Genomic DNA, 19042 nt, shown 5'->3' with positions numbered 1-19042 from the left:
TTTCAGCAATGGCGGGCCCGCGGGTCCGCCATTTTTGCGGCGTGCATGCATTCCAATAAAAACCAAGGATCAACGATGAAACTATCCGTGAAACCGCTTGCCCTGTCCCTGCTGGCCGCCGGCCTGCTCTCCGCCTGCGCCGCCACGCCCGGCAAGGGCAATTATGTCGAAGACAAGACTTACAAGATCACCATCCTGCACACCAACGACCACCACGGCCGTTTCTGGCCCAATAGCGACGGCGAATACGGCCTGGCCGCGCAGAAGACCCTGGTGGACCAGGTGCGCGCCGAGGTCAAGGCCGACGGCGGCTATATGCTGCTGCTGTCCGGCGGCGACATCAATACCGGGGTGCCGGAGTCCGATCTGCAGGACGCGGAGCCGGATTTCCGCGGCATGAGCCGCATAGGCTACGACGCGATGGCGGTGGGCAACCACGAGTTCGACAAGCCGGTGCCGGTGTTGATGAAACAGCGCAAGTGGATCAACTTCCCCATGCTGTCCGCCAACATCTACCAGGACGGCAAGCGCATGTTCGACCCGTACGCGATGTTCAATCTGGGCGGGGTGAGGGTGGCGGTGCTGGGCCTGACCACCGACGACACCGCCAAGATGGTGAACCCGGAGCAGGTCAAGGGCATCGAGTTCCGCAGCCCCATCGCCGAGGCCGGCAAGCTGGTGCCGGAGCTGCGCCAGCAGGCCGACATCGTCATCGCCGCCACCCATATGGGCCATTACACCGACGGCCAGCACGGCGTGAACGCGCCGGGCGACGTGGAGATGGCGCGCGGGGTGAAGGGGCTGGACCTGATCGTGGGCGGCCACAGCCAGAACCCGGTGTGCATGAAGGCGGAAAACCAGCGCGACGACGCCTATGTGCCGGGCGCGCCCTGCGCGCCGGACCGCCAGAACGGCGCCTGGATCGTGCAGGCGCACGAGTGGGGCAAATACGTGGGCCGCGCCGATTTCGAGTTCCGCAACGGCAAGCTCAAGCTCTCCAAATACCAGCTGATTCCGGTCAATCTGAAGAAAAGCGTCAAGGGCGCGGACGGCAAGGATCAGAAAGTGCCGTACACCCAGTTGATCGAGGAGGACGGCAAGCTGCGCAACTTCCTGCAAAGTTATCAGAACAAGGGCCAGGCGGCGCTGGATGTGCCGGTGGGGCGGACCAGCGCCAAGCTGGACGGCGACCGCGGCGTGGTGCGCAGCCAGCCCACCAATCTGGGCGTCTTCGTCAGCCGGGTGATGATGGACAAGGTCAAGGCGGACTTCGCCGTGTCCAATTCCGGCGGCATCCGCGATTCGCTGCCGGCCGGCGCGATCAACTACCGCGACGTGCTGAAGGTGTTCCCCTTCGGCAGCACCCTGGCTTATGTGGACCTGGACGGCCGGGAAGCGCTGGATTACCTGAAGGCCGCCGCGCGGATGACGCCCGGCGCCGGCGCCTTCGGCCAGTTCGCCGGCGTCAAGCTGCGCATCGTCGGCGGCGAGCTGCGGCAGGCGCTGATCGGCGGCCAGCCCATCGATCCGGCCAAGACCTACCGGATGGCGATCAACAGCTTCATCGCCGCCGGCGGCGACGGCTACCCGCTGATGAACAAGCATCCGGGCTACGTCAACACCGGCTTCGTCGACGCCGAAATGCTGCGCGAGTACATCGCCGCGCATTCGCCGATAGACGCCGGCGCTTACGCGCCCGGGGATGCGGTGACGCGCAACTGAGCGCCGTCAGAGCGGTGCCGGTCATGAAAACCGCAGCCAGGGAGGCTGCGGTTTTTATTTGGGCGTCTAGCCCTTGTCCTCCAGGCCGGCCGGCGCCAGCCGGCTGAGCAGGCGGTCCAGGCCGGCGGCGGGGCGTCGTTCGGCCTCAGCGGCCTCCTTGCGCAGCACCGCGGCGCGGACCAGCTTGCCGCCCAGATAACGAAAAGGCTCCGGCGGGAATTGGCGCACAGCGCGGCCCACCAGCGGGCAGCGGCTCCACGCATCGTCCAGATCCAGCGCCAGGCTGCTGAGAATCTGCGCGCCGATGCGGCTGGGGCCTACGCCGTTGCCGCTCCACCCTATGCCGTAGACGAGGTGGGGCGCGTCCGGCAGGCGGCCGAATAGCGGCAGGCTGTCGTAGCTGCGGTCTATGGGGCCGGACCAGCTGTGCTCAACGGCCACGTCGGCCAGCGTCGGGTAGACGCGGCGGAAGTCGCTCTCGGTCAAGGCGTTCAGCGCCGGATCATCGTCGAAGCCCGCGTCGATGCGGCTGTTGAAGCCAAAGCGACCGGTGCCCTTGCCAAAGACGATGCGGTGGTCGCGGGTGGTGCGGTAATAATCGACCAGCAGTTGCGAATCGGTGATGGCCTCGCCGCCGGTCCAGCCTATCTCCGTCAGCCGCTCGGGAATGGGCGGCGTAGCCAGCAGGGTGCTGGTGACGGGCAGGACGCTGCGCGCCAACTCCGGGACGGAAACGGCCCAGGCATTGCTCGCGATCACGACTTTGTCCGCGCTCAGCGTGCCGCCCGGCGTGATCAGCCGGGCCGGCTGTCCGCGTTCTATCCGCCGCACCGGACTGTGTTCGAAGATGCGCACGCCGTTTTCCAGCGCGACGCGGCGCAGGCCGCGCGCCAGCCGGGCCGGCTGCACGGTGGCGTTGCCGGTCTCGATCACGCCTTGCAGGTGTTGCGGCGAGCCGCTGCGGCGGGCGACTTCCTCCGCCGGCAGCGGCACGAAAGTGGGGTGCCCCAGGCGCTCCGCCAATTGCTGCACGTCAAGCCAGGCGCCGTGCTGCGCCGGGGTGGTGGCGGTCCACAGCCAGCCGGCGCGGCGGAAGTGGGCATCGATGGCGTGTCGGCGGCAAAAGGCGTCGATATCGTCGATGGCCTGTTCTGAGGCCAGAACCAGGCGCAGCGCCTCGCCCGGGCCGCAGATGGCGCTCAGAGAACGGATCTTGGGCCACCAGGACATGACGAAGCCGCCGTTGCGACCGGAAGCGCCGCCGCCGCAGACATCCTGCTCGACAATGGCGATTTGCGTGGCCGGGCGTTTTTCCAGTATCTGCAGCGCGGTCCACAGGCCGACGAAGCCGCCGCCGATGATGGCGATGTCCACGTGCAAGTCGCGGTCCAATGCATTGCCGTCGGTCAGGTCGGCGGAGACTTCTTGCAGCCAGAGAGAGCGTTTCATATGCGGGCTTTCTTGGGGGTGTTACCAACTAGCCGGCAGCCAGCCCATGGCGGCGGCGATGGCGTACAGGCCGCTGCCGGCGAAGGTCGCCGCGATCAAGGCCTGGATCAGCGGATGGGCGTACCAACCGCAGCGGAAGGCGGGAACGGTTTCGCCGTGGCGGCGCGCCCGATTCAGCAGGATGATGGGCATGATGCCCATCAGCACGCCGCCGAAGGTGCCGGCGAAGTACAGCGCGCCGACAAAGCTGGAGGCGCCGGAATAGGCGAACAGAAACGGCGGCAGCGCGACCGCCGCCAGCACCAGGCAGCGTTTGACGGGGTGGCCTTCCGGGCCCAGCCGGAAATGGTCGAAGATATTGGTGAGCAGGCAGCCGCCCAGCCCCCAGTAAGAGGTCATCATGGCCAGCAGCGCGAAGATATTGGCGGTGTAATACGCCCAATTGCCCAGGGCGCGCCCCCAGTTGAGCGTGGCCACCTGGCTGACGTTGTCGTTGCCGACCAGTGCGATCACCGAAGCGGGAATGGCCGCCACCAGCAGTAAAGTGGCCAGCATGCCGGCCACGATCAGGCGCGGCAGTTGACGGGCTTGATGCTGATTGCCGCGCACCAGTTCCGGCACCAGGAATTGCGCGCCAAAGACGAAGACCGCCAGATTGAACACCGGGATCACGTATTCCCATTCCCTTTGCAGCAGATAGGCGACGTTGGACGAGGGATGGGAGATCGTGGCGAAAATGAGGACGAGGACGATGGTCATCATCGCGCCGCTGATCAGTTTTTGGCCGGCGCCCAAGGCTTTCAGCCCCAGATACAGAATCAAGGCGGAGGGAATGAAGAACAACAGGCTGCCCAGCTGCGGGCTTAGGCCGTATTCATTGAAGAAATCGGCGAGGATGTTGCCGCTGCCGCTCATATAAGCGGTGAGCGCGCCATAGCTGTTGGCGGCGACGGCGATGAAAATCAGCCATGCGCCGATGCCGCCCAGATAGCGTTGCGCCAGGCCGCTGAGCTGGTGATTGCCGCGGGTGCGCAAACAGGCCTCGGCGGTGTAGAGCATGGTGATGATGCAGATGACGCACGTGAGGATCAGGCAGGCCAGCAAGGGCAGGTAACCCGTTTTGCGGGCGGCGAAAGCAATGCCCAGCACGCCGGCGCCGATATTGGTGCCGACGATGATGCCTATGGTTTCCAGGGAGCCGATGGGGTGAACTTCCAGGCCGGAATCCGTGGACGGGTTTTGATTGACGGGAAGTGGGCGGGTGTTATCTAACATGCATTTTTCCTTTTAATTTAATATATTAATTATTTATTGTTTTATTGAACTCAAATGTCCTATCTGTGAGGGTGGGAGAGGGGGCCGAAGCGGGCCGCGCAAGCGCTGCAAAAGGGTTTCAAACTATAGCATGGCGGGCTGTGAGCGCCCGCTCAGCGTGGTCTGGTTCGGATAATCTGTATTTGTCCTGACCTTTGGGCCCGGTGAATACGCGGGCGCGCTTGCCTACCGTAATGGAGGCAGTGGCAGCTTGAGACGGAGGGCTTCTTCTGCGCGTCGGCGCGCGGAAACCGGCCTGGGAGCCTGTTCAATGACTGCTGCGCGTCGGCGATACGGCGTTGAAAACAGTTCCGAAGCGCTCATGTGCCAGGAGTGCATGCCGCTTTTTCCGCCGCAACGCCTTGTCTCGCTCTAGTCCGCGAGACTTCAAACAGGCTCTGAGAAGTTTGGCGTTTGAACCCTTACAGGAGAACGACGATGGCTCAGCAAGGCGTATTCACTCTTCCCCCGCGCATCAACTTCGGCGTGACCGCGTTGACCAATGCGGCTTATCAGCAAAACATCACCGTATACGTGGACAACGAGCCTCGCGCCACGTTTAGCGGCAGCGGCGTGGACGACCGCAATCTGGGCACGCGGGTGATCAACTCCGGTTCCGGCGCGGTGAGGGTGGCGGTGACGGTCAACGGCAAGCAGTCCGACCTAGTGTCCAGCCAGGTGGTGTTGGCCAATCGTCTGAACCTGGCCTTGGTGGGCGCGGAAGACGGCGCGGACCAGGACTACAACGACTCCATCGTGGTATTGAACTGGCCGCTGGGTTAAGCGGGTCCGGCGGATGAGCAAAGCCCCCATCTCGGGGGCTTTATCGTGTCAGTCTTCCAGGGTTTCGTGGCTGGCGGCCTTGCCTTCCCGCCAGTAGCTGGCGGCGCGGATGCGGCTCTTGTCTATGCCGCGTTCCTCGCGCAGGTATTGACGCACCGCGCGGATGGCGTGGTATTCGCCGGCGGCCCAGACAAAGCCTTCGCCCGCCGGCAGCGTCAGCGGCTTGAGCGCGGAGAGCAGCGCCGGCTCGGCGTCGGCGCCTTGGTGCACCCAGCGGATGTCGGCATTGGGATGGGCCGGCAGTTCGCAGCTTTGACCCGCCTCGCTGGTTTGCAGCAGGGCGATGACCTTGGCCGCGGGCGGCAGCTCGGCCAGGCGGCGGCGGATGGCCGGCAAGGCGGACTCGTCGCCGATCAGCAGGTGCCAGTCGAAAGCCGCCGGAATGACCAAGGAGCCGCGCGGGCCGCCTATGCCCAGGTATTGGCCGGGCTTGGCCTGAGCCGCCCAGCTGGTGGCGGGGCCGGCCTCGTGCAGCACGAACTCCAGGTCCAGCTCCAGCCGCTCCGGGTCGAAACGGCAGGGGGTGTAGTCGCGCGCGGTGGGGCGCGGCTGGCCTTCCGGATAAATCAGGGTTTCGTCCACCAGCGCCGGCAGCGCGGGTTTGGCGTCCGGATGTTCGGGGAAGAACACTTTGAGGTGGTCGTCGAAGGAGGCGGAGGCGAAGCCCGCCAGTTCCTCGCCGCCCAGGGTGACGCGGAGCAGCTTGGGGCCGAGCGGGCGGATGGCGCGCACTTGCAGCAGGCGGAAGCGCAGCGGGTGGCGCAGGCGTTGCACGGTCAGATCGGGTGTGGTCATAAGAGTCCTGTCTTGAAATCATGGCTGGGCGGCTTGGGGGCGTGAACAGCTTCTTGGACGCTGTTTACGGCCATGCGGGCAAGAGCGGGGGACTTTGCGGCTGAGAAAGCGGAATGCGCGTACGGCGCATAAGCGTTTCAAAGCGGGTTTCAAGGCCTTGCTGAATCCCTCTCGCCGGTGCGTAACTGGCCGTCAGCACCTTATTAGCCGGTGTCGCCCAGAATTTGCTCACAGGCTTGCCTCAGGATGGCGGCGATGCGGCGTTGTTCGTCCTCGTCGACGTTGGCGGTGCGCATCAGCGCTTGCTTCAAGTCGCCGCGGGCCCGGGTCAGTTCCGGAATCCAGCTGCCGACGGCGTCGTCCGGCGGCGGCATTTCCCCGGTCAGCGCGCGGCGGATCGAGTTCATCTTGCGCGCGATGTGCTGCAGCCGCGCCATCATCCATTCCACTTGTTCGCGGTTCTGTTCCAGATAGTCGCGGCCGGCCTCCGTCAGCGCATAGCATTTGCGCTTGCCTTCCTCGCTCACCGAGATATGGCCCAGTTCTTCCAGATAGGTCAGCGCCGGGTAGACCATGCCCGGGCTGGGGCTGTAAAAGCCGTTGCTGCGGCTTTGCAGCGCCTTGATCAGTTCGTAGCCGTGGCTGGGGCGCTCTTCCAGCAGGGCCAGCAACAGCAGCTGCAATTCGTCGGAGCTGAATTTGCGGCCGCGGGTCATGCTTTCGTCGTCGCCGCCGCCAAAGCCGCCGAATCCTCCGTGTCGGCCATGGCCGCCGCCGTGGCCGTGTCGGGCCATCGCGTGGAGACGATGATGCGCGTTGCGTCCGCCCAGGCGGCGCAGCAGGGTGTCGAGACGGTGAGGCATGGCGGCTCTCCTGAAAAAATATATCTTAAGATATGTTTTTAGATAGGATAAAGTCAAGCCGACTCAACAAGGGCGATGAGAATTTGTGGCGTTTTTGGCACGATGCCCGCATCGCTCCACGTCTCGCGAGCAAGAGCGGGACCAGGCGAAAGCGGCTGAGGAGGCGGAGTGCGCAAGAAGCACATGAGCGCTCCGAAGACGTTTTCAAGGCCGTAGCGCCGAAGCGCAGCAGGCTTTGAAAGGTTCTAAAAGAAAAGCCGCCCGGAGGCGGCTGGAGGGCGGCGGGGCGGCTTAGTCGCCGCTGACCACGTCCACGCCCTTGGGCGGCACGAAGGCGAAGCGGGAGGCGGGCAGCGGCGGGTTCTGCTGCGGCGCGCTGAAGCTGACCTTGGTGTGGTTGCCGAAGCTGTCGGTCAGCTCCATTTCCACCAGCATATTGGCCTTGAAGCCCATGCGGATGGCGCTGAAGCTGTTGTCGGCCTGCTTGGGGCTGGCGGACAGCCATTCCACTTCGCCGGTTTTGCCGGCTTCCTGCAACTGGTAGTTCCGCTCGATGGCGTTGTTGCCGGCCAGCAAGGCCGCCGGGCTGGAGCCCAGCGCCGCGCCCTGGGCCTTGCGGGTGACTTGCGCCAGATCCTTGTCGTAGACCCACAGCGTCTTGCCGTCGCCGACGATCAATTGTTCATAGGGCTTGCTGTACTCCCAGCGGAATTTGCCGGGACGGGCGATTTCCAGCCGGCCGCTGGCTTCCTCGCGCTTGCTCTTGTTGCTGACCACTTGCTTGAAGTCGGCGCTCAGGGTTTTGTTGCCGGCGACGAAGGCCTTGAGCTGGGCGATGGCGGCGGCGTGGGAGGCTGCCGGCAGCGCCAGCGCGGAGAGGGCGACTGCGGCTGAGATCAGTTTCATCTTCATGCGGGGAAATCCTTGCGGTGGGCGGCCTGGGCCGCGTGACCAAGATGGGACCGCCGGGACGGCGCGCGGTTTCCGCGCGCGCGTCGGCGGCGACGCCGTTTTGTTAGCGATTATTGCGCGGCGGTTTCTTCCGCGGCCGTCGCCTCTTCGTCGGCCGCCGGCGGCTGGTTGAGCGCGTGCAGCGCCAGGCCCAGCGATTTCAGCCACTCCGGCTTGTCCAGGCGTTCCAGGTCCAGGATGTCGGCCTCGGCGGGCTGGTAGGCGAACACCGGCTTGCCCTGGTTGCTGTAGCGGATGTCGGCGTGGGCCTGGCCGCGGAAGCCCGGGCTGTTGAAGCGTATGGTCTGGCGGATGGCCAGCAGGTCGCCGCCGCGGCTGACGTAAAGATCGCTGACGGTGTTGCTGTTCAGCGGATTGGCTTCGGAGGCCTTGATCAGGCTGTCGATCATCTGCAGCAGGCTTTCGCTGCCCAGCGGGCCGGGTTTGATCTGCGGCTTGCGCGCGGCTTCCTGACGCGCGACCTGGATCAGGCCGGCGATGATGTGGGAAGCCAGCTGGTTTTCCTGGGCGCGGTTCATGGCGATGCGCAGCCGGTAGCGCGCGCCCAGTTCCGCGGCGCGCGAGTCCAGCGGCTGGAAGCTGAACGCCTGCTTGTCCACCTTGGCGTAGGCTTCGTCCAGCAGTTTCGGCATTGCCTGGTACATGGCCTGCAGCGGGAAGTTGTCGGCCACGCGCTGCGGCAGCCGCACGCGCAGGAACTTGCCTTCGTAGGCTTGCATTTCCGGCACGAACAGATAGGCGGCGGACGGGTCCACCAGCAAGGACAGGTCCTTGGCGTGGAATTGCAGCGGCAGTTGCACGCTGGTCAGCAGGTTGCGGCGCTCCAGGCGCAGCGCCGGAATCAGTTCCAGCTTGCCGCCCGGCACGTCCAGCGCGGCCTTGATGTTGAGGCGCATGCTGCGGGCGATTTGATCGGCGGCGGAGGCGGCGGCCTGTTCCAGCGTGCTGCCGTCTTCCTTGGCCTTGTCGACGTCGGCGACGCTCAGTTCATCGAAGCCGATGTCGGCGTCCAGGTTGTAGCCCTTGCTGTTCCAGTTTTGCAGCATGATCTTGCGGGCGGCTTGGTCGGCGCTTTTGTTGGCGATCGGCGAGACGCAGCCGGTCAGCAGCGCGATGCCGCACAGCGCGGCGCATAGTCCCAGTTTTTTTAGACGCATTATTGTTTCCTTGAGCGAGATTCTGCGCCGGGCGGGTGGGGTCGGTCCGGCGCGAGCCGGACAGTTTAACGCATCCGGCATCGCCTATGTCATGCGCGGGGCCGGGGCGGGGCGGCCCCGGCAGGGGGATCAGCTGAATTTATTGGTGATGGGGTAGCGCCAGTCCTTGCCGAAACCGCGGTGGGTCACGCGCGGGCCCACCGGCGCCTGGCGGCGTTTGTACTCATTGATCTTCAGCAGCCGCACCACGCGGCGCACGTCGGCCTCGGCGTAGCCTTCGGCGATGATGGCCTCGGCGGACAGGTTTTCCTCCACGTAGCGCGCCATGATGGCGTCCAGCACCTCGTAGGGCGGCAGGCTGTCCTGGTCGGTCTGGTCCGGGCGCAATTCCGCCGACGGCGGCCGGGTGATGATGCGTTCCGGGATGATCTCGCCTTGCAGATTGCGCCAGCGGCACAGTTCGAACACCAGGGTCTTGGCCACGTCCTTGAGCACGGCGAAACCGCCGGCCATGTCGCCGTACAGGGTGCAGTAGCCGGTGGTCATTTCCGATTTGTTGCCGGTGGTGAGCACCAGCTTGCCGCTCTTGTTGGACAGCGCCATCAGCAGGGTGCCGCGGATGCGGGCCTGCAGGTTTTCCTCGGTGGTGTCCTCGGCCAGGCCGGCGAAGCTGGGCGCCAGCGCCTGGACGAAGCTTTCGTACATCGGCCAGATTTCGATCTCGTCGTACTTCACGCCCAGGCGCTGCACCATGTCGCGGGAATCGGTCACCGAGATGTCCGCGGTATAGCGCGAGGGCATCATCACCGCGTGCACCTTGTCCGCGCCCAGCGCGTCCACCGCCACCGCCAGCGTCAGCGCCGAGTCTATGCCGCCGGACAGGCCCAGCAGCGCGCCGGGGAAGCCGTTTTTGCCGATGTAGTCGCGCACGCCGGCCACCAGGGTGCGGTAAACGCTTTCCAGCGGGCCGGGCAGGGCGGCCTTGGCGCCGGGCAGCAGATCGCCGCCGTCGAAATCGACGATCAGCAGTTCGTCGTCGTAGGCGGCGGCCTGGGCCACCACCTCGCCGGCGCGGTTGACGGCGAAGGAGGCGCCGTCGAACACCAGTTCGTCCTGGCCGCCGGTCAGATTGACGTAGGCGAAGGGCAGGCCGGTTTCCTCGGCGCGGAAGCGCACCACGTCGTGGCGGGTTTCAATCTTGTTGCGATGGAAGGGCGAGGCGTTGAGCACCACCACCACGTCGGCGCCGGCGTCGGCGGCCTCGGCGGCCGGGTCGACGGACCAGACGTCCTCGCAGATCAGCACGCCCACCTTGGCCTCGCCCTGCTGGAACACCAGCGGCGCGGCGCCGGGGGTGAAGTAGCGGCATTCGTCGAACACTTCATCGTTGGGCAGCAGCATCTTGTGATACTGGCCCAGACGGTTGCCGTCGCGCAGCACGGTGGCGGCGTTGAAGCGATCCGCGCCCATCCGGGCCGGATGGCCCACCACCAGGGTGATGCCGTCCAATTCCAGCAATTCGTCCAGCGCCTGGCTGCAGGCGCGGTAGAAACTGTCGCGCAGCAGCAGGTCTTCCGGGCTGTAGCCGGTCAAGGCCAGCTCCGGCGTGACCAGCACGTCCGCGCCCTGGGCGATGGCCGCGTGGGCGAGGTCGAGGATTTTGCGGGTGTTGCCGGGGATATCGCCGACAACGGGGTTGAACTGGGCGAGCGCGATACGCATCTTGATAGGGAACCGAATGTTTCGAGATAGATGGAATTTTACCTGATAGACGGCGCAAACGCCCGAGAGGAATCATGGTGTCCTTGCAATTGCACGAGAGAGTGGGCGCCTGGAGCGCGGAACAATGGGCGGGCCTGGGGGAAGGCGGCAATCTGTTCGTGGGCCGGCCGTGGCTGGAGGCGCTGGAGCGGGCGGCTTGCGTGGGCGAGGCCAGCGGCTGGCTGCCCTTGCCGCTGGGTCTGGAGCGGGACGGCCGCTTGCAGGCGCTGGCGCCGGCCTATTTGAAGCGGCATCCGCGCGGCGAATACGTGTTCGACTGGGCCTGGGCGGAAGCCTATGCCCGCGCAGGTCTGCAATACTATCCCAAGCTGGTGGTGGCCTCGCCGTTCAGCCCGGTGGGCGGCCGGCGGCTGCTGGGCGACGCGGCGGCCTGGCCGCAATTGATCGCCGGCCTGGAGCAGGTGGTGGACGAGCACGGCCTGTCGTCGGCCCACGTACTGTTTCCGGCGCGGGAGGAGGCGCAAGCCCTGGACGAGGCCGGCTGGCTGCTGCGCGAAGGCGTGCAGTTTCACTGGCGCAACCGCGGCTATGCTGACTTCGACGCCTTCCTGGCCACGCTGAGCCGCGACAAGCGCAAGAAGATCCGCCAGGAGCGGCGCAAGGTGGCCGAGGCCGGCGTCAGCGTGCGGGCATTGCGCGGGGAGGCCATCGCCGCCGAGGACTGGGCGTTTTTCTACCGTTGCTATCGGCAGACCTATCTGGAACGCCGTTCCGCGCCCTATCTGAATCCGGCCTTCTTCGCGCTGCTGGCGGAGCGGCTGGGTTCGCATTGCCTGATGTTCGTCGCCGAGCGCGACGGCGCGCCGCTGGCGGCCAGCCTGTGCCTGGTGCAGGACGACTTGCTGTACGGGCGATACTGGGGCGCGGTGGCCGATATTCCCTGCCTGCATTTCGAACTGTGCTACTACCAGGGCCTGGAGTACGCGATCCGCGCCGGCCTGCAATGCTTCGAGGGCGGCGCCCAGGGCGAGCACAAGCTGGCGCGGGGTTTTGAGCCGGAGCGCACCTGGTCCGCCCATTACATTGCCGATCCGCGTTTCCGCGCGGCGATTGCCGGCTGGTTGCGGCGCGAGCGGGAAGGGGTGGGCGAGTATGTCGACGCCCTTTTTTCTCATTCCGCTTACAAAACACTTGCGCCGGATGAATAGGGCTTATATACTGCGCAGCCTCTGTGAACGAAACGCCAAGCGCCTTGTTTCACGGGGATTCTGGAGAGGTGGATGAGTGGTTTAAGTCGCACGCCTGGAAAGCGTGTTTAGGGTAATACCCTAACGGGGGTTCGAATCCCCCCCTCTCCGCCAGAATCGACAAAAACTGCCCTGGCGGTTTTTTTATTGCTCCGGCCCGACCGGCGCAAATAAGCAGGACACCTCCGGAGAGGTGGATGAGTGGTTTAAGTCGCACGCCTGGAAAGCGTGTTTAGGGTAATACCCTAACGGGGGTTCGAATCCCCCCCTCTCCGCCAAAGCAAGCAAAAAAGCCCTGACTGCATAGTCAGGGCTTTTTCGCGTCCGGCATGCCTCAATCCAGCGCCTGGAAATCCTCGGTTCGCTCCGCCCAGGCGAAAATGGCGCTCAATTCCGGCGGCGGCGCGGTCAGCTTGCGCAGCGTCAGGTCTATCCAGGAGCCGCTGACTTCGTGACGCGCGGCCAGGCGGCCGTCCTCCTTGTAAATCTCGTGGCGGATGCAAAAGCGCTTGCCGTCCTGGCTTAGGCCGGCGATGGCCAGGCGCACGTGAATGCGCTCGCTCAGCCGCAGTTCCTTGAAATACTCGGTCCACTCCTTGAAAATGACCGGGCCGAACCCCAGCGCCTGAAATTGTTCAAAGCCAAAGCCTTGGCCGCGCAGCCATTCTATGCGGGCATGGGTACAGAAATCGGCGTAGGCGGTATGGCGGACGTGCTGGTTAGCGTCGCAGTCGGACCAGCGCACTTCCAGCGGATGGCAAAACGGTTCCAAACCAATCTCCTCGGGCGGCAGCGGTTAGCGTGAAGGCGGGGCGGTTCATGATCTTGGCATTGCCCGCGCGCGGGGGTCAAGCGCTTTGCCGCAAGCCCGCTTGGGCTCAAGCGGCGACGCGGAAAGCCGGCCGCTTGTTCTATGCGGCCCCGCGCATCGAAAAACCGCGCGATCCGCTTGGATGGTGCGCCCACGCCGCGTCGCCGTCCAGCGGCGTCGCACGGTTCCGAAGCCGGTTCCAGCCGCAGGCGAGGCGCCTTCATGCGCGGTTTGTAGTGTAAAGTTGTCGATATTAAGCATTGGCGCGCGCGGCGTTTGTCCATCTCCGGCTCGCGGCTTCTCGGCGGGAGGGTTCAGATGCAAGCGTGGTTTCGACGAGCCCTGTGCGCGGGCCTGCTGGCCGTTGCGGCGCAGGCGGCCGATGCGGCTCCGGCCCTGCTCATCGCCGTGGAGGACGATTGGCCGCCGTATTCGGCGCGCGGCGCCGACGGCGCCGCGCAGGGGCTGGCGCCGCAACTGGCGCGCGAGGCGTTCCGCCGCCGGGGCGTCGAGGTCCGCTTTGTGCTGGTGCCGTTTGCGCGCTGCCTGATGCTGGCGCGCGTCGGCCGCGCCGACGGCTGCCTCAGCGCCACCATTACCGATGATAATCGCGAGCAATTCTGGTGGCATCAAACGCCGATGTTCACCGAAGAACTGGCCATCTTCGCGCTCGCCGCCGGCGGAGCCGGGCTGGGCCTGCGCGATTTGGCCGGCCGCAGGGTGGGCATCACCCAGGATTACACCTATCCCAGCGTTTTCATGCGCGATCCCAAGATCGTCAAATCGGTGGCTCATTCCGATGAGGACCTGATTCGCATGCTGTTGGCCCGGCGCGTGGACTATGTGTTGATGAACGCGCGCCCCGGACAACTGCGCATCCGCGGCAACCCGTTCGCGGCCGGGCGGGTCCGGCAGGCGGGGCGGATCAGCCAGGATGGTTTCTGGCTGGCTTTCTCCAAGGCGCGGCCCAAGGGCAGGGCGTACGCGGACCAGTTCGAGGCCGGCCTGCGCGCCATGCGCGGCGACGGCAGTTACGAGCGCATGCTTCGCCGCTTTCAGCCTGCGCCGTCGGCGAAATGAGGGCGGCGCGGCGGGCAAGCCGGAGGCCGGCCGCGGCGGCGTCCACGCCGCGCATTTGATTCGCATTCACAACTCTTCACATCGTTTTCCCGCGAATTTACCCGCAATTTACAAAAACGCCGATTTTTAAAAAACACCCTTCACAAGCGGCTGTTTTAATAAGGCACTGCTAAGCCATCCCTAATAAGGCACGGCCCGCGCCTCGCGGGACCGTCCGCGTCTTTGTCGACAAGGCTGCTTGCTTGCGCCCTGGGTTTGCCCGCCATTCCCGAATACCCGCTCATATGGAGAAATAATAATGCGCTATCCGTCGCGGCAGCTATTGTCGCTTGCCCTGCTATTGTCTACGCCGGTCTGGCTGGCCGCTTGCGGCTCGCCGCAGCAAAAGGCCGCCGCCGTCCCGCAAGTCACGGTGGAAACCGCCGCGCCCGGCGATGTGCCGATGACCATGGAACTGGTGGGCGAAACCGCCGGTTACCGCGATATCGAGGTGCGCGCCCGCGTGGGGGGCATTCTGCTCAAGCGCACTTATGTGGAAGGCCAGCCGGTGAAGCAGGGACAGACGCTGTTCCAGATCGACCCCGCGCCGTATCAGGCGCAGCTGGAACAGGCCAAGGGCGCGCAGGCGGTGCAGCTGGCCGCGCTGCAAAAAGCCGACGCCGATCTGACGCGCATCCGCCCGCTGTACCAGGAGCAGGCGGTGTCCAAAATGGATTACGACAACGCGGTGGCGGCGCTGAACTCCGTCAAGGCGGCCAAGCAGTCCGCCGACGCCAAGGTCAAGGAAGCCCAGCTCAATCTGGACTACACCCGCGTCACCGCGCCGATTCCGGGCCTGACCAGCAAGCAGGTGCAATCCGAAGGCAGCCTGATCCGCGTGGACGCCGCCGAGCCGCTGACCACCATTTCCCAGCTCAATCCCATCTACGTCAATTTCTCCATTTCCGAGCAGGACAGTCTCAATTACGAACACAGCCTGTCCACCGGCAAAGTGAGCGCGGAAGACGGCAGCCGCCATCCGGTGCGGATCCGTCTGGCGGACGGCCGCGTCTTTCCGCAAAGCGGCAAGCTGGATTTCCGCGACAACCGCGTGGATCCCAAGACCGGCACCATCAGCGCGCGCGCGCAATTTCCCAATGAAGACGAGCGTCTGCTGCCCGGGCAATTCGTGCGCGTGATGCTGGACCTGGGCGTGCGCAAGAACGTGCTGACCGTGCCGGAACAGGCCGTTGTCCAGGCCCAGGCGGACAATCAGCTGATGGTGGTGGGCGCGGACAACAAGGTGCAGGCCAGAATGGTCAAGCTGGGCGCTCAGGTGGGCGGCCGGGTGGTGATCGAATCCGGCCTCAAGGCTGGAGAGAAGGTGATTGTGGACGGCCTGATGCAGGCCCGCCCCGGCGCCGTGGTCAAGCCGGTGGCCGCCGCGCCGGCCAAGGCGTGAGGAGCTAGCCATGTTCTCGCGTTTCTTCATCAACCGCCCCATTTTCGCCAGCGTGCTGTCCATCGTCATCGTGCTGGCCGGCCTGGCGGCGATGCGCGCGCTGCCGGTGGAGCAGTACCCGCAGATCGTTCCGGCCGTGGTGTCGGTGTCGGCCAACTATCCGGGCGCCACGCCGGAAACCATCGCCCAGACCGTGGCCGCGCCCTTGGAGCAGCAGCTCAACGGCGTGGAAAACATGCTTTACATGCAATCCAGCGCCGCCTCCAACGGCCAGCTCAGCCTCAATGTCTATTTCGCCGTGGGCACGGATCCGGACCAGGCCACCATCGACGTCAACAACCGGGTGCAGGCGGCGATGAAACAGTTGCCGGACGAAGTGCAGCGCCAGGGCGTCACCGTGCGCAAGAAATCCACCTCGGTGCTCAGCGTGATCTCCATCGGCTCGCCCACCGGCCAGTACGACCGCAACTATCTGTCCAATTTCGCTCTGCTCAATGTGATGGACGAGCTCAAGCGCATTCCCGGCGTGGGCGATGTGGCGATGATGGGCGGCACCGACTACGCGATGCGGCTGTGGCTGCGGCCGGACCGCATGGCCCAGCTGGGCCTGACCCCGTCTGATGTGGCCAAGGCGGTGCGCGAGCAGAACGCCCAGTTCGCCGCCGGCAAGATCGGCGCCCAGCCCACCAGCGCGCCCATCAGCTTCACCTACACCGTCAACGCCAAGGGCCGGCTCAGCGAACCCAAGGAGTTTGAGAACATCATCGTGCGCTCGATGCCGGACGGCTCCAAGATCCGCGTCAAAGACGTGGCGCGGGTGGAAATGGGCGGCAACGACTACGATGTGATCGGCACCCGCAACGGCAAGCCCAGCGTGGGCATCACCACCTATCTGCAACCCAGCGCCAACGCGCTCAAGGTGTCCGCCGCCATCGCCGCCAAGATGGAGGAGCTCAAGGTCCGCTTCCCGGCCGGCGTGGACTACACCATTCCCTTCGACACCACCAAATTCGTCAAAGTCTCCATCGACGGCGTGGTGAAAACCCTGCTGGAAGCCACTGTGCTGGTGTTCCTGGTGGTGTATTTGTTCCTGCAGAATTTCCGCGCCACGCTGATTCCCTGCATCGCGGTGCCGGTGTCGCTGGTCGGCACCTTCGCCGGCATGCTGCTCTTGGGCTTCTCCATCAATCTGCTGACCCTGTTCGGCATGGTGCTGGCCATCGGCATCGTGGTGGACGACGCCATCGTGGTGCTGGAAAACGTCGAACGCATCATGAGCGAGCGCCGCTGCGGCGCCAAGGAAGCCGCGGTGCTGGCGATGGGCGAGGTGTCCGGCGCGCTGGTGGCCATCGTGCTGGTCTTGTGCGCGGTCTTCCTGCCGGTGGCCTTCATGGGAGGCATGACCGGGGTGATGTACAAGCAGTTCGCCGTCACCATCGCCATGTCGGTGATCATTTCCGGCATTGTCGCGCTGACGCTGACCCCGGCCTTGTGCGCCTTGCTGCTCAAGCCCGGCCATCACCAGCCGCCGCGCTTTTTCCAGTGGTTCAACCGCGCTTTCGAACGCCTGACCGGCCGCTACGTGCTGGGCGTGTTGTTTCTCAACCGCCGTGTCGGCGTCGCCTTCGGCCTGATCGCCGTCGTTCTGGCCGCCACCGTCGGCCTGTATCAGAAAGTGCCCGGCTCGCTGGTGCCCAATGAGGACATGGGCACGCTGTTCGCCAACACCGCCTTGCCGGACGCGGCCGCGCTCACCCGCACCGCCAAGGCCACGGCGGAATTCGACCGGCTGATGATGGCCAATCCCAATGTGGAAAGCGTCACCACCTTCACCGGTTTCGACATCCTGTCCGGCTCCAAGCAGACCAACCGCGGCACCAGCTTCGTCACCCTCAAGGACTGGGACCAGCGCAAGGCCAAGGGCGAGGATTCCTTCTCCGTGGCCGCCGAGTTCAACCGTCTGGGCCGCACCGTGCAGGCTGGCGTGATGAGCGCCTTCAATCCGGCGCCCATCATCGGCATGTCCACCACCGGCGGCCTGGAAGCCTATTTGCAGGACCGCGGCGACCAGGGCGCGCAAAAGCTCAGCCAGGCGGCGGAAAAACTGCTGGCCGCGGCGCGGCAGCGGCCGGAGTTCGCCAGTGTGGCCACCACCTTCCGCGCCAATGTGCCGCAGAAGTATCTGGACCTGGACCGCGAAAAGACCAAGGCGCTGGGCGTGGACATCAACCAGGTGTTCGACACCCTGCAAGCCACTTTCGGCCAGCTCTACGTCAACGACTTCAACAAGTTCGGCCGTACCTACAAGGTGCAGCTGCAGTCCGAGGCGGACTTCCGCGCGCGGCCGGAAGACATCGCCAATATCTATGTGCGCTCCGCCGAGGGCGTGATGGTGCCGCTGTCCAGCCTGGTGGAGGTCAAATCCAGCTACGGGCCGGAGCTGGTGGACCGCTTCAACATCTTCAACGCCGCCAAAATCCTGGCCCAGCCCGCGCCCGGCGTCAGCTCCGGCCAGGCCATCCAGGCGCTGGAAGAGGTGACCCAGCAAGTGTTGGGCAACGATTACGCGCTGGCCTGGAGCGGCAGCGCCTATCAGGAAAAACTGGCCGGCGGCACCGCCACCATGGCCTTTCTGTTCGGCATCCTGATGGTCTTCCTGATCCTGGCGGCGCAGTACGAACGCTGGAGCCTGCCGCTGGCGGTGGTGACCTCGGTGCCTTTCGCGCTGTTCGGCGCCTTGCTCGCCGCCGTCATCGGCCATCAGGACAACAACGTCTATTTCCAGATCGGCGTCGTCACCCTGGTGGGCCTGGCCGCCAAGAATGCCATCCTGATCGTGGAGTTCGCGGTGCAGCAGCGCCAACAGGGCCTGCCGCTGATGGACGCCGCGCTGGAAGCGGCGCGGCTGCGCTTCCGTCCCATCGTGATGACTTCGCTGGCCTTCATCCTGGGTTGCGTGCCTTTGGTGATTTCAAGCGGCGCGGGCTCCGCCAGCCGCCGCGCACTGGGCACGCCGGTGGTGGGCGGCATGCTGGCCGCCACCTTTATCGCCACTTTCTTCGTGCCGCTGTTTTTCCGCTTGATCATGCAGGCGTCGGAGCGGCGCAAAGCGCCGACTGCGGCGGAGGAGGCCGACAATGTTTAAACGCGCGCTGATGCCCTCATTGGCGGCGCTGGCGCTGAGCGCTTGCGCGGTCGGCCCCGACTACAGCCGCCCCAAACTGGAGCTGCCGGACAGCGGACAGGTCCACATTGCGGCCCAGAACCCGGCCATCGCCCTGGACTGGTGGAAGCAGTTCAACGATCCGGTGCTGGATCAGTTGATCGCCCAAGCCCTGGAACACAACCAGGACCTGGCCGCCGCCTCCGCCCGCGTCGACGAAGCCGCGGCCCAGGCCGGCATCGCCCGCGCTCAGCTGCTGCCGGCGCTGAACGCCAACGCCGGCTATCAGCGCGGCCGCGCTTCCAGCACGACAAGCACGCCGGGCGCGCCGCTGGTCAGCGACGTGCGCAACGCCAACCTCACCGCGTCTTGGGAACTGGACCTGTGGGGCAAGCTGCGCCGCGGCAATGAAGCGGCCCGCGCCGACTTCGCCGCCAGCCGTTTCGCCCGCGACAGCTCGAAG

At 65.3% G+C, this 19042-nt stretch carries 15 protein-coding genes and 2 tRNA genes; 9 read left to right on the top strand and 8 right to left on the bottom strand.

Translation table 11 applies throughout. The features are described 5' to 3' along the window. The first annotated feature begins 75 nt into the window (after window positions 1-75). On the top strand, window positions 76-1722 hold the full coding sequence (gene ushA, locus DB032_RS14945) for a bifunctional UDP-sugar hydrolase/5'-nucleotidase UshA (RefSeq protein ID WP_107800178.1): 1647 nt from the start codon (window positions 76-78) through the stop codon (window positions 1720-1722). A 66-nt stretch (window positions 1723-1788) separates the two neighbouring features. Here the strand turns inward: ushA and DB032_RS14940 are convergent, their stop codons facing one another. Both DB032_RS14940 and DB032_RS14935 read right to left on the bottom strand, forming a co-directional pair. Then, entirely contained in the window at window positions 1789-3171 is a 1383-nt protein-coding gene (locus DB032_RS14940) for an FAD-binding oxidoreductase (RefSeq protein ID WP_107800177.1), read from the bottom strand. A 21-nt stretch (window positions 3172-3192) separates the two neighbouring features. Next, on the bottom strand, window positions 3193-4446 hold the full coding sequence (locus DB032_RS14935; RefSeq protein WP_107800176.1) for an amino acid permease: 1254 nt from the start codon (window positions 4444-4446) through the stop codon (window positions 3193-3195). Window positions 4447-4923: 477 nt separating this feature from the next. On the opposite strand from DB032_RS14935, the gene DB032_RS14930 reads away from it, so the two are divergent. After that, window positions 4924-5268: a fucose-binding lectin II gene (locus DB032_RS14930; protein WP_107800175.1), complete on the top strand. Its 345-nt coding sequence runs from the start codon at window positions 4924-4926 to the stop codon at window positions 5266-5268. Between the two features lie 48 nt (window positions 5269-5316). On the opposite strand, the gene DB032_RS14925 is transcribed toward DB032_RS14930, so the two are convergent. From DB032_RS14925 to DB032_RS14905, 5 genes are all read right to left on the bottom strand, one after another. Then, a complete protein-coding gene (locus tag DB032_RS14925; RefSeq protein ID WP_107800174.1) occupies window positions 5317-6123 on the bottom strand; it encodes a siderophore-interacting protein in 807 nt (268 codons plus the stop codon). Between the two features lie 203 nt (window positions 6124-6326). Further along, entirely contained in the window at window positions 6327-6986 is a 660-nt protein-coding gene (locus tag DB032_RS14920; RefSeq protein WP_107800173.1) for a PadR family transcriptional regulator, read from the bottom strand. A 291-nt stretch (window positions 6987-7277) separates the two neighbouring features. Further along, window positions 7278-7898 carry an outer membrane lipoprotein chaperone LolA gene (gene lolA, locus DB032_RS14915; RefSeq protein ID WP_107800172.1) on the bottom strand — a complete coding sequence of 207 codons (621 nt, stop codon included), beginning with the start codon at window positions 7896-7898 and terminating at the stop codon, window positions 7278-7280. Window positions 7899-8008: 110 nt separating this feature from the next. Next, window positions 8009-9115, bottom strand: a complete 1107-nt coding sequence (locus tag DB032_RS14910) for a hypothetical protein (RefSeq protein ID WP_107800171.1) — start codon at window positions 9113-9115, stop codon at window positions 8009-8011. A gap of 129 nt (window positions 9116-9244) precedes the next feature. Continuing rightward, window positions 9245-10837 (bottom strand): NAD+ synthase, encoded by a 1593-nt coding sequence (locus DB032_RS14905; RefSeq protein WP_107800170.1) that lies wholly within the window; start codon window positions 10835-10837, stop codon window positions 9245-9247. 74 nt (window positions 10838-10911) lie between these two features. Here DB032_RS14905 and DB032_RS14900 point away from each other — a divergent pair, with 74 nt between their 5' ends. The 3 genes from DB032_RS14900 to DB032_RS14890 all read left to right on the top strand — a co-directional run bounded on the left by DB032_RS14900 (window position 10912) and on the right by DB032_RS14890 (window position 12362). Further along, on the top strand, window positions 10912-12045 hold the full coding sequence (locus DB032_RS14900; RefSeq protein ID WP_107800169.1) for a GNAT family N-acetyltransferase: 1134 nt from the start codon (window positions 10912-10914) through the stop codon (window positions 12043-12045). A gap of 62 nt (window positions 12046-12107) precedes the next feature. Further along, window positions 12108-12198: transfer RNA gene (locus tag DB032_RS14895), tRNA-Ser, on the top strand. 73 nt (window positions 12199-12271) lie between these two features. Next, a tRNA-Ser gene (locus DB032_RS14890) sits at window positions 12272-12362 on the top strand. Window positions 12363-12418: 56 nt separating this feature from the next. Here the strand turns inward: DB032_RS14890 and DB032_RS14885 are convergent. After that, window positions 12419-12856 (bottom strand): thioesterase family protein, encoded by a 438-nt coding sequence (locus DB032_RS14885; RefSeq protein ID WP_158274317.1) that lies wholly within the window; start codon window positions 12854-12856, stop codon window positions 12419-12421. Window positions 12857-13213: 357 nt separating this feature from the next. Here DB032_RS14885 and DB032_RS14880 point away from each other — a divergent pair, with 357 nt between their 5' ends. The 4 genes from DB032_RS14880 to DB032_RS14865 all read left to right on the top strand — a co-directional run. Beyond that, the gene (locus tag DB032_RS14880; RefSeq protein ID WP_107800167.1) at window positions 13214-13975 is read left to right on the top strand and encodes an ABC transporter substrate-binding protein; all 762 of its coding nucleotides are present in this window, start codon (window positions 13214-13216) and stop codon (window positions 13973-13975) included. A 298-nt stretch (window positions 13976-14273) separates the two neighbouring features. Continuing rightward, the gene (locus tag DB032_RS14875; protein WP_107800166.1) at window positions 14274-15416 is read left to right on the top strand and encodes an efflux RND transporter periplasmic adaptor subunit; all 1143 of its coding nucleotides are present in this window, start codon (window positions 14274-14276) and stop codon (window positions 15414-15416) included. 10 nt (window positions 15417-15426) lie between these two features. Further along, the gene (locus DB032_RS14870; protein WP_107800165.1) at window positions 15427-18561 is read left to right on the top strand and encodes an efflux RND transporter permease subunit; all 3135 of its coding nucleotides are present in this window, start codon (window positions 15427-15429) and stop codon (window positions 18559-18561) included. Continuing rightward, window positions 18554-19042, top strand: a 489-nt coding sequence (locus DB032_RS14865) for a TolC family protein (protein WP_158274316.1), incomplete at its 3' end; no start/stop codon positions are given. The genes DB032_RS14870 and DB032_RS14865, both read left to right, overlap by 8 nt.

The organism is Chromobacterium sp. Panama, from assembly GCF_003052555.1.
GTDB lineage: Bacteria > Pseudomonadota > Gammaproteobacteria > Burkholderiales > Chromobacteriaceae > Chromobacterium.
This window is presented reverse-complemented; position numbering and strand designations above follow the sequence as displayed.

Bases quoted from the DNA above. Each gene is read 5' to 3' on its own strand.
- ushA (WP_107800178.1), top strand. From the start codon at position 76: ATGAAACTATCCGTGAAACCGCTTGCCCTGTCCCTGCTGGCCGCCGGC.
- DB032_RS14940 (WP_107800177.1), bottom strand. From the start codon at position 3,171: ATGAAACGCTCTCTCTGGCTGCAAGAAGTCTCCGCCGACCTGACCGAC.
- DB032_RS14935 (WP_107800176.1), bottom strand. From the start codon at position 4,446: ATGTTAGATAACACCCGCCCACTTCCCGTCAATCAAAACCCGTCCACG.
- DB032_RS14930 (WP_107800175.1), top strand. From the start codon at position 4,924: ATGGCTCAGCAAGGCGTATTCACTCTTCCCCCGCGCATCAACTTCGGC.
- DB032_RS14925 (WP_107800174.1), bottom strand. From the start codon at position 6,123: ATGACCACACCCGATCTGACCGTGCAACGCCTGCGCCACCCGCTGCGC.
- DB032_RS14920 (WP_107800173.1), bottom strand. From the start codon at position 6,986: ATGCCTCACCGTCTCGACACCCTGCTGCGCCGCCTGGGCGGACGCAAC.
- lolA (WP_107800172.1), bottom strand. From the start codon at position 7,898: ATGAAGATGAAACTGATCTCAGCCGCAGTCGCCCTCTCCGCGCTGGCG.
- DB032_RS14910 (WP_107800171.1), bottom strand. From the start codon at position 9,115: ATGCGTCTAAAAAAACTGGGACTATGCGCCGCGCTGTGCGGCATCGCG.
- DB032_RS14905 (WP_107800170.1), bottom strand. From the start codon at position 10,837: ATGCGTATCGCGCTCGCCCAGTTCAACCCCGTTGTCGGCGATATCCCC.
- DB032_RS14900 (WP_107800169.1), top strand. From the start codon at position 10,912: ATGGTGTCCTTGCAATTGCACGAGAGAGTGGGCGCCTGGAGCGCGGAA.
- DB032_RS14880 (WP_107800167.1), top strand. From the start codon at position 13,214: ATGCAAGCGTGGTTTCGACGAGCCCTGTGCGCGGGCCTGCTGGCCGTT.
- DB032_RS14875 (WP_107800166.1), top strand. From the start codon at position 14,274: ATGCGCTATCCGTCGCGGCAGCTATTGTCGCTTGCCCTGCTATTGTCT.
- DB032_RS14870 (WP_107800165.1), top strand. From the start codon at position 15,427: ATGTTCTCGCGTTTCTTCATCAACCGCCCCATTTTCGCCAGCGTGCTG.